10 protein-coding genes are annotated in these 9,557 nt (G+C 42.5%); 8 read left to right on the forward strand and 2 right to left on the reverse strand.

Annotated elements, in window-relative coordinates:
• From KBS54_00735 to KBS54_00770, 8 genes are all read left to right on the forward strand, one after another.
• Positions 1-685 (forward strand): oxidoreductase (locus tag KBS54_00735; protein MBQ0054661.1); only part of this gene is annotated, 685 nt, incomplete at its 5' end.
• A gap of 71 nt (positions 686-756) precedes the next feature.
• A complete protein-coding gene (gene lysA, locus KBS54_00740; protein ID MBQ0054662.1) occupies positions 757-1,977 on the forward strand; it encodes a diaminopimelate decarboxylase in 1,221 nt (406 codons plus the stop codon).
• 12 nt (positions 1,978-1,989) lie between these two features.
• Complete coding sequence (locus KBS54_00745) at positions 1,990-2,961, forward strand: carbamate kinase (GenBank protein ID MBQ0054663.1); 972 nt, start codon at positions 1,990-1,992, stop codon at positions 2,959-2,961.
• A gap of 129 nt (positions 2,962-3,090) precedes the next feature.
• Positions 3,091-4,314, forward strand: coding sequence for an ATP-binding protein (locus tag KBS54_00750; GenBank protein MBQ0054664.1), 1,224 nt, complete (start codon positions 3,091-3,093; stop codon positions 4,312-4,314).
• 85 nt (positions 4,315-4,399) lie between these two features.
• Positions 4,400-5,125 carry a glycine zipper family protein gene (locus tag KBS54_00755; GenBank protein MBQ0054665.1) on the forward strand — a complete coding sequence of 242 codons (726 nt, stop codon included), beginning with the start codon at positions 4,400-4,402 and terminating at the stop codon, positions 5,123-5,125.
• A gap of 290 nt (positions 5,126-5,415) precedes the next feature.
• Positions 5,416-6,684 carry a DNA cytosine methyltransferase gene (locus KBS54_00760; GenBank protein ID MBQ0054666.1) on the forward strand — a complete coding sequence of 423 codons (1,269 nt, stop codon included), beginning with the start codon at positions 5,416-5,418 and terminating at the stop codon, positions 6,682-6,684.
• Between the two features lie 18 nt (positions 6,685-6,702).
• A complete protein-coding gene (locus KBS54_00765; GenBank protein MBQ0054667.1) occupies positions 6,703-7,953 on the forward strand; it encodes a hypothetical protein in 1,251 nt (416 codons plus the stop codon).
• Complete coding sequence (locus KBS54_00770) at positions 7,953-8,393, forward strand: hypothetical protein (protein ID MBQ0054668.1); 441 nt, start codon at positions 7,953-7,955, stop codon at positions 8,391-8,393. Before KBS54_00765 ends, KBS54_00770 begins: the two co-directional genes overlap by 1 nt.
• A gap of 58 nt (positions 8,394-8,451) precedes the next feature.
• Here KBS54_00770 and KBS54_00775 read toward each other — a convergent pair whose 3' ends face one another.
• Both KBS54_00775 and KBS54_00780 read right to left on the reverse strand, forming a co-directional pair.
• Complete coding sequence (locus KBS54_00775) at positions 8,452-9,180, reverse strand: hypothetical protein (GenBank protein ID MBQ0054669.1); 729 nt, start codon at positions 9,178-9,180, stop codon at positions 8,452-8,454.
• A 170-nt stretch (positions 9,181-9,350) separates the two neighbouring features.
• The coding region (locus tag KBS54_00780) for a hypothetical protein (GenBank protein ID MBQ0054670.1) at positions 9,351-9,557 on the reverse strand (207 nt) is incomplete at its 5' end.

Consider the following 9,557-nt stretch of genomic DNA (forward strand, 5'->3'; position numbering starts at 1 on the left):
GGCAGAGGAAAAAGAAAGCGGAAGCGTCAACCTTCTCGGCGTAACGCCGCTTGATTTCTCGGTGACGGGAAATGCGGAAGCGCTGAAAACTTTCTTTGAGAATAAGGGACTTAAAGTCAATTCGGTGTGGGCAATGAATTCTGCTCCCGAAGAACTGAAACGCGCCGGAAAAGCGGAAATAAACGTTGTCGTTTCTTCATGCGGCTTCGGAGCGGCGGAAGCTCTGAAAGAAAAATACGGCGCACCGTACGTTGTCGGATGCCCTGTCGGCAAAGCTTTTTCGGAAGAAATATTGTGTGCAATTAAAGATAAATCCAATGTAAAACAGCCTAAAATAAAGCCGTCTAAAAATTACGTCATAGGCGAGGCTGTAACCGCCTGTTCAATACGCGCGGCGCTGAAACGCGATTTCGGAATTGACGCGAACGTAATATGCCCGACGGAATACTCTTTCGGACAGCTTTTTGAAAACGACGCAGAGGCGCGCTATGAAGACGAAATCGAAACGGCGCTTCGCGGTGCGGAGCTTGTGATTGCTGACCCAATGTATCTGCCCGTTATTTCGCCTGAAACGAAATTTATCCCGTTCCCTCACGAAGCCTGCTCAGGAAGAATGTACAGAAAAGACATTCCGATGTTTATCGGCGGCGCTTTCAATAAATGGATTGAAAAAGCACTTTCATAGTCCGTTTGATTTTTTTACGGTATAAGTGTAGTATTTTACGGTGATAAACAAATCCAAAAGGGGCTGACTCCATGTTTGTTGACCTTAAGCTTGCACAGGAAATAACGGAAAAATACGGCACGCCAGTGTACGTTTACAGCGAAAAAGAACTTCGCGCGCACTGCCGCGAAATGCTTGAAGCCTTTGACGGTATGCTGATACCCAGCTACTCGATCAAAGCCAACACGAACATTCACCTCATGAAAATAATCCGCGAAGAAGGCTTTTACTGCGATGCAATGTCGCCGGGCGAAATCTTCCTTGCCGAAAAGGCGGGCTTTACGGACGCGGAAATCTACTGCATAACAAACAACGTTTCGGCGGAAGAAATGAAATTCGCGATAGACAGAAACGTGCTTCTCAGCGTTGACTCACTCAGCCAGCTTGAAACCTACGGCAAAATAAACCCGGGCGGAAGAATTTCAATCCGCGTCAATCCAGGCTACGGAATGGGCGCAGGCCACGACAAAAAAGTTATCACCGCGGGACACGAAACGAAATTCGGCGTTCAGGCGGAACTGTTTGACCAGGTCGCCCCTGTGCTTGACAGATACAAACTGCGCCTTGTCGGAGTTCAGCAGCACATAGGCTCGCTGTTCCTTGACCCTATTCCGTACATCGACGCCGCAAAAGCGCTTCTCGAGCTCGTGAAACGCTGCTTCCCGGGACTCGAATTCGTTGATTTCGGCGGAGGCTTCGGCTGCCCTTACAAACCAGGAGAGCCGCGCCTTGACTTCAAGGAATTTATGAAACAGTTCCGTCCCATACTCGAAGAATTCCGCGAAGGCTACGATAACAAAAAGGTTGAATTCAACTGCGAACCAGGCCGCTACGTGGTTGCGGAAAGCTCCGTAATACTCGGCAGGGTTCATTCGATAAAAGACAACTACGGCTCAAAATACGTTGGAACAGACATTGGCTTCAATGTTCTTCAGCGCCCCGTAATGTACGACTCTTACCACCACATAACGGTGCTCGGCGGCGGAGACGTAAGCCTTAAGCCTGCAGACGGTTCCGTAAACGTTGTCGGCAACATCTGCGAAAGCGGCGATGTGCTCGCGCATGACAGAAACATAGGACCAGTGCGCGAAGGCGACCTGATAGCCGTTGAAAACGCGGGGGCATACGGCTTCTGCATGTCCTCAAACTACAACTGCCGGCTGAAACCTGCGGAAGTGCTAATCAAAGAAGACGGCACCCTGCAGTGCATAAGAAGGGCAGACACCTTTGAAGACCTTATGAGGAACTTCTAAAATACAAAAGAAATGACAAAACGCGTCATACTTGCCATAGGCGGAAATGCGCTCGGGCACACTCACAGCGAACAGCTTGAAGGGGCAAAACTTGCCGCTTCGTGTGCCGCTGACATGATACAGGAAGGCTGGAGCGTTGTAATAACGCACGGAAACGGCCCTCAGCTCGGCATTCTTGAAAGCGTGCTGAAAAGACTTGCCGAAACGAACGCGAAAGCGGCTGAAGTCCCGTTCTCCGCAAAAATAGCGATGACACAGGCATACATAGGCGGCGACATTAAAAACGCGCTTAGTGCTGAATTTGAAAAACGCGGAATGACAGATGCCGAAGCGGAATCGATAATCACCGAAGTGCTTGTTGACGAAAACGACCCCGCGTTTTGCAACCCCTCAAAACCGATAGGGGAATTCATGAGCAAAGAAGAAGCGGAAGCACTTTCCGCAAAAACGGGAACAGCGGTTATGGAAGACGCGGGACGCGGCTACAGACAGGCGGTTGCATCGCCGAAACCGCTTGAAATCCTGAAAATAAAAGAAATACGCGAGGCGGCGGACAAAGGAAAAGTCGTAATCACCTGCGGAGGCGCAGGAATACCCGTTGTAAAAGACGGCGAAGGGTACAGAAGCGTACACGCGGTCATAGACAAAGACTACGTATCCGCGCTGCTTGCGGAACAGCTTGGCGCGGACTGTCTGCTGATAATCACCGGCATCGAAAAAGTGTCGGTAAACTACAGAAAACCGAACGAAACAGACCTGGGCGCAATAACCGTCGGCGAAGCGCAGAAATACATAGCCGACGGACAATTCGCCGCAGGCTCAATGCTCCCCAAAATGGAAGCGGCGGCGGATTTTGCCCGCTCAGCAAACGGAAGAAAAACCATAATCACAAACCTTGAAAACGCGTTCGCCGCCTTCAAAGGCGAAACGGGAACGCGCATAGTCAGCGGCACGTCCGCAAAAGGCAGATTCTGCCTGAAATAACTCTCTGAAAAACCGGATAAAACCCCGCAACTTACTTTCGCAAAACTAAACAGCCTTATGTCGCTTGCAAAAAACGCCAACCCCGAGTAAAATAAAGTCGCACTTTAGATTTCTCGGGGAGGCGGCGCAATGTACATCAGACGGCACATGGAACGACAGCTGCTTAAAGCGGCGGAACACAATCCTGTACTGATTGTCTGCGGACAGCGGCAGGTCGGCAAATCGACCATGCTCTGTCACATAAAAGAAGAGAAACGGCGTTACGTAACGCTTGACGATGCCAAAGCGCTGAACCTTGCGCTCAAAGATTCCGCACTCTTCTTTGAAACCTACGGAAACTGCCTGCTGATTGACGAGATACAGCGTGCTCCCCAGCTTCTTCTTGAAATAAAACGGATAGTTGACGGAGAGAAACTGAACGGAAAAAGTGAAGCAAGCTTTTGGCTTACAGGCTCTCAGAAATTTGAGCTTATGCAGGGCGTTTCTGAATCGCTTGCCGGCCGTGCGGCAGTTTTTGAGCTTTCCTCGCTGACAACGGCTGAACTTGAAAACAGACCGGCGGAGCTTTTCTCCGCTGAATTGGAAGTGCTGAAAAAAAGAACAGCTGTTATGAAAACAAAAAGCGCAAAAGAAATATACGAAAGAATATTTCAGGGCGGAATGCCTGTGCTGTGTGCGGAAAACCCTGACAGGGAACGTTACTACTCAGACTACGTGAACACATATCTCGAACGCGACATCAAAGAACTGGCTCAGGTAGGCAGTCTTACGGCGTTCTTTGATTTTCTTGTCTATATGGCGGCAAGAACGGGACAGGAACTGAAATACGAAGACATCGCGCGAAGCATAGGCATATCGGCGCCTACCGCAAAGAACTGGGTGTCGATACTTGAACGCTCAGGCGTAATACTTCTGCTCCGTCCATACTTTTCAAATCTCACCAGCAGACTTGTCAAAACTCCAAAAGTTTATTTTACCGACACGGGGCTTGCCGCCTGGCTGTGCCGCTGGGAAACAGCGGAAGTGCTTATGAACGGGGCAATGGACGGGGCATTTCTTGAAACCTACGTTGTCACGGAAATATGGAAAAGCTGCCTGAACAGCGGGAAACGCCCGAACCTGTACTATTACAGGGACGTGGACAAACGCGAAATTGATTTGCTGCTTGCCGGAGCAGACAGAATATACCCGATTGAAATCAAGAAAAACAAACTGCCTGCCGTATCGGAAAGAAATCTTCGGGCGCTTGGCAGACTGAAAATGAAAATCGAACCGGAACTCATAATCTGTCTCTGCGACGAACTGATGCCGCTCAGCAGGGAAGTCTGGATGTGTCCCGCATCGGTGATATAGAGACATAAAACTGCGTAAAATTACGCATTGCAAAACGCGCAAAAAATGCAATAATCCATACATCATTATGGAGGAGTGAGACGGAATGGGCATAGCCGTATTGGCAGGTATAATTATCGCAATAATAATTGCCTGGGCAAACAGCGCTGACAAAAAAGAAAAAAAACAGGAATACCTTGAACACGTCTACGAAGTCACGAAACAGGTGCACATATTCCATCTGAAACACGGCTTTGACGCGGACAGTCAGGACGTGTACTACGGACTTCCCTTCATACTGCTTGACGACAAAAGCAAACAGATAATGTGCAGTCCCATAGGCGACGAAGCATACCTAATACCGTACTCAAAACTGCTCGGGTACAAACTCTGCGAAAACGGACACGTCCGCGAGGAAAGCGACGCATTCTCAGGGGCGGTCACAGGAGCCCTTATCGGAAATATGATAGACAAAAAATACACCTCGGCAGGGGCAATAATAGGCGCTTCGGGCGCCGGAAAGGAATACATACCCGTCAGCGACGGCGTGGAACTGCTTCTGCAGATAGAAGACACCAAAGAACCGCTGATAACAATGACCTTCGTTAAAGAAGACACCGACAAAGACACGGAAGTCTATAAACAGGGGCTCAAAGACGCCCGTAAAGCTGAAGCCCTGCTCGCCGTAGTAATGAAACAAAACCGCAAAGGCGGACTCCCCGATGGGGAAATTCACAAATGGACGTTTGACCCGAACAATCACGAAAACCCAGAAGACTGGGACGAAAACGACGTAAAACAATTCCGCCGCGACCTCGGACTTGACGGCTGAAAAAACGGAAAAGAAACAGCAAACGCAAACGAATACAAAAACAGAGGGCATCTGCCCTCTGTTTATTTTTGCCGTGCTGAATAAAGAGTGGCAGGACAAAATCAGGGAATTGTACGAAAATATATGCGGAAGAAAGCTTGCAGTATAGCATAAATATTTCTTAAAATGTCATTTTGAAAATGACATTTTCAAAGAAGTAATTGCTTAGAATTAATTCTATACGCTGCATGTGTAGTTAAGAGTTATTTGGACACAATCTTAGAGCGAACTTAGAGGAGGAAGTATTAAAAATGGAATATTGTCAACAAAAACTTTTTATAACTGATATAATAAACGAGGTCGTTGTATATCCATTGCTGAATGGTACACAAAGGGAGAAAAAAATGATTACCAACGTGTGGGATAAGACTATACCCTCAGAGAAAAGTGCTTATGTACGTGATAATGAATCTATACTCATTAATGCTGAAAATTTTGAACTTGAAGTCAACAAGTTAAAAATGATTGACTTATTTTGTGGTGCAGGGGGATTCGCTGTGGGTTGTGCATGGGCAGGTTTTCAGTCAGTCTTTGGCGTTGATCATTTTGAGCCTGCTATGCGTACATGGACACGAAATCATCCACATGCTATTGGATGTTTAGGTGATATATATAAAATAGACGCTACAAAAATCAATAATCTATTAAAAAATAAAGGCGTAAATGAAGTAGATTTAATTACAGGTGGAGTTCCTTGCCAAGGTTTTTCTATAGCTAATAGGAAGCATAATGACAATGATGAAAGGAATTTCCTTTTTCTAGAATATATGCGTTTTGTTAAAGAATTTAATCCAAAATGTATTATCCTAGAAAACGTATCTGGAATGACGCATGCTGCCGGTGGCAAATTTAGGAAAGAGATAGAAGATTATATGAAAGCACTTGGCTATGATACGGATGTGCGTTTGGTAAATTCTGCTGAATATGGTGTGCCACAAATACGGAAACGGTTGATCTTTTTGGGTATAAAGCACTCTTTAGGAATAAAATGTAAAATACCTGATGGTAATTTTAAGGAAGATTATCGAACTGTAGCTGATGCAATTTCAGACCTGCCTAAATTAGGTAACCATGATTCTGTTTCAAAGTATAGAAAGTGCAAATTGACAGCATATCAACAATTAATGCGCGGACAGGGTGATATAGAGGAAATACCAGCCTCAGATAGATTATATAATCATGTTTCTCCAAACCACCCTCAAGAAACTATTAATAAAATAGCAAATACACAGCCTGGTCAGCCTATGTATGCTAAATTTAAACAACGTATTCGCTTAAGATACGATTTACCTAGCCCGACACAACTGGCAGGTGGTATTAGACCGCAATTTCAGTTTGGTCATCCTGAACAAAATCGCGGATTGACAATACGTGAAAGAGCTAGAATACAAAGTTTCCCAGATTCATATGTTTTTGAAGGTGGTATTGTTCAAGAACGTGTACAAACAGGAAACGCAGTCCCGCCATTGTTAGTTTATCATATTGCAAGATATTTAGCAGAGCAACTTAAATATCTTTAAATTTAGGAGCGAGTTGTAATGTATAGAGTTTGGTATAGTACTGAAAGTTTTGCTGATTTTATTATAGACCATACAATACTTACTACAAGGTATGATATCGTAAAAAAACGAATGTATGAAAGTGACGCAAGTAAGCCGAGAGACTTTTATACTACCCCCGATCATATTCGCAAAATTCTTTATCTTGATGCTTGCGATTTAATTGTTGAAAAAGATAATGAACCAATTTTTTCTATTGAAATTACTACTGAAGCTGGGACAGGACATAATTCATTCCAAAGATTTGCACGTATAGCTGCTTCTGTAGAAAATAGTGTCCCTGCGTTTTATATATATCCCGAAGGAGCTATAATTACTAGGCAAGGAGCAACACCCAAATGGGATAAAATTAATCCTATGATTTTTCGTGCATTAGAGTCTGTAATGGCTATTTATCAAATCCCAGCATTATTGTATTATTTCCCAACAGATATCAAACAATTTGAAGAACACCCTGAACTATCGCCAAATCTACTAAATAAAGGGCTTAGGAAAGATTCTAATGTAATTGAATACCCTGATTGTCCTGATGCTAATGCGGAAAGTATGCAGAAAATGTTTAGAGCAATAAATGAAATTTTATCTATGACAGAGAACCAAGGTGTTGCTTCCGCACGCAAAAATTTATTGCGTAATTTAGTAATTCGTGAACAACGAGACTATATGAATGAACAATTTTCACTAAAAGCTGAAAATAAACCTATAACAAAAATGTCACCACTAACAGCTGTGACTAGAGTAAAGACAGATTATCTTCTTAACTACCTTGCACGATACGAGGATGACAATTACAGAATAGGGGAGTTGTTAAGAAATAGGGAATATACTTCTATTTATCAAGTAAATGCAAAGTTTAGAGGAGATCCGTATCCTGGTGCATTAGCGGCAATAGATTACCTGAGGTGTAGAGAAGGAACAACATTTGAAGATAGACGAGATAATCTTGTATTAGTATTCGGAAAACTTGATATTGATAATGACAATAACACATTGAACGTTATCAACGAAAAAAACTCAACAATTGTTGATTTTTTTAACGATGTAAAACATAGTGCTCGGCACAATTTATTGGTAAAAAATTACAATGAACTAAAAAATTATGAAATTCCTAGATATCTCATGCAAGTACGGTATGGCTCAACTTATTCTAAAGTAAAACATGTTAGGGTTTTCTCTTATTTTGCTGATGCAATTATTTTCCCTGACGGGTGTTTATGGAGAGATGCGTAATGACAGAAGAACAGGTCACAAAAGCTCTCATAAAATGGTTACTGCTTAACAAGTGGGATATTGTGTGTTTCGATTTTCCACAAAGCGGGACGGGGCATTTTTTACACCCAAATGGCACAAAAGAAAAAATGAAGGATTCTATTAATCCTGATATTGTTGCTGTAAAAGATGATATCTGTGTGTTTTTTGAAAACAAAGGATATTTTTATTTTAATGATTTTAAGAAAGTTAATTTTTTAAGGAGTACGGATATATATTCTGAAGCTATACAATCTTTACTGAATAAGTATGTGATTCATAATATATATTATGGTATCGGATATCCTAAAACAGCGCATAAAGCGAAAGCTATTAAATCTGTTCATTTAGTTGATTTTATACTTGGTATCAATGAGGATTTTAGCGTAGAAATTCTATACGATGAAGGAAATTTGTTTTAATGTATTGTTAATTTGATGCACAATTCAAGAACTGAATTTCCAAGATTAATATACTATCCTATTTTGTAGTATTCAGCATTTTTTCTGTCATATCTATAAGTTTGGTTGTTTCTTCAGTAGTAGGTTCATTTAGATGATCGCACTTATTCCGGATATCTATTAGAACTTCGTTTTCACGCCACTCAATTTGATTAATTATTTTAGCTTTTTTGAGTGTATTATTGTAATTAGACAAACCAGGCTTTGGAACGTCTAAATTATATTTCAAACATTGCGTTGCAAGATATTTTTCAAAAACAACTCCTGCTATTGCCCCTGAAGCGCGGATGTATCCATTATTCAGTAAATGCTTTGCCGCCCTCAAATCTGAATCAAACAGCTCTCTCTGCAAAATAGATTTCATTTCAAATACGCGACTATCAAATATTTCTAAACAAGTCTTGAGTATCTGAACTTGGCGGAATAAAAGTCGTACAGCTGTTTGGGGATTATATATTTCTTCCCAGCCACGTGATATGGTGATACCATTAAGTGCGTCTGAAATAGAGTACGTATGTATATTTAATTCTTTTCTGTTGTTGTCGGTATACAAGCGCATAAAATCTTCTTTGCGTTGAGGAAGAAATTGGTCTATGAGTACAAGAGATTTCGTATACCAAGGTTCATATTCAGATAAAAATAATTCATGATTATCTTTTTCTGAATATTGATTTAGATATCCTGCTATTGTATAGCCCTTCTTAACTAGTACGGCTATTTCTGATTTTAAATCATCAATTTGAGGCATTTTTTATCCCCCAGATACTTGCTTATACAGGCAGATAGTGCCTATATTCTTTCCGAACGGTTTTCTTAATAAACGTATTATACATCCGATTGTATACTATGGCATAAAATTTTTAAGTGCAGGCATTAAAATAGCGGGGGGACTGAAATCAGTCCCCCGCTTGTCTGTATTTAGTATCTTGCATTGGAAAATTCTGTGTCGGGAACGAGGACTGCATTGCCGTTTTCGTCCGTTGTGATGATTTCGGAACGTTCAAAGGAATTGCAGCTAATGACTATTTTGTTGTTTTTCGTGTCCCTGTAGATTGAAAGCTGCGGTACGATTCCGTCTTTGTCCCGTATTTCTTCGGGAATGATTTTAAGAGCCGCGCTTCCGAG

Origin of the sequence: Candidatus Equadaptatus faecalis (genome assembly GCA_018065065.1) — a bacterium.
Taxonomy (GTDB): Bacteria; Synergistota; Synergistia; order Synergistales; family Synergistaceae; genus Equadaptatus; species Equadaptatus faecalis.

Excerpts from the sequence above, each read along its gene's own strand:
- lysA (MBQ0054662.1), top strand. The coding sequence starts at position 757 with ATGTTTGTTGACCTTAAGCTTGCACAGGAAATAACGGAAAAATACGGC.
- KBS54_00745 (MBQ0054663.1), top strand. The coding sequence starts at position 1,990 with ATGACAAAACGCGTCATACTTGCCATAGGCGGAAATGCGCTCGGGCAC.
- KBS54_00750 (MBQ0054664.1), top strand. The coding sequence starts at position 3,091 with ATGTACATCAGACGGCACATGGAACGACAGCTGCTTAAAGCGGCGGAA.
- KBS54_00755 (MBQ0054665.1), top strand. The coding sequence starts at position 4,400 with ATGGGCATAGCCGTATTGGCAGGTATAATTATCGCAATAATAATTGCC.
- KBS54_00760 (MBQ0054666.1), top strand. The coding sequence starts at position 5,416 with ATGGAATATTGTCAACAAAAACTTTTTATAACTGATATAATAAACGAG.
- KBS54_00765 (MBQ0054667.1), top strand. The coding sequence starts at position 6,703 with ATGTATAGAGTTTGGTATAGTACTGAAAGTTTTGCTGATTTTATTATA.
- KBS54_00770 (MBQ0054668.1), top strand. The coding sequence starts at position 7,953 with ATGACAGAAGAACAGGTCACAAAAGCTCTCATAAAATGGTTACTGCTT.
- KBS54_00775 (MBQ0054669.1), bottom strand. The coding sequence starts at position 9,180 with ATGCCTCAAATTGATGATTTAAAATCAGAAATAGCCGTACTAGTTAAG.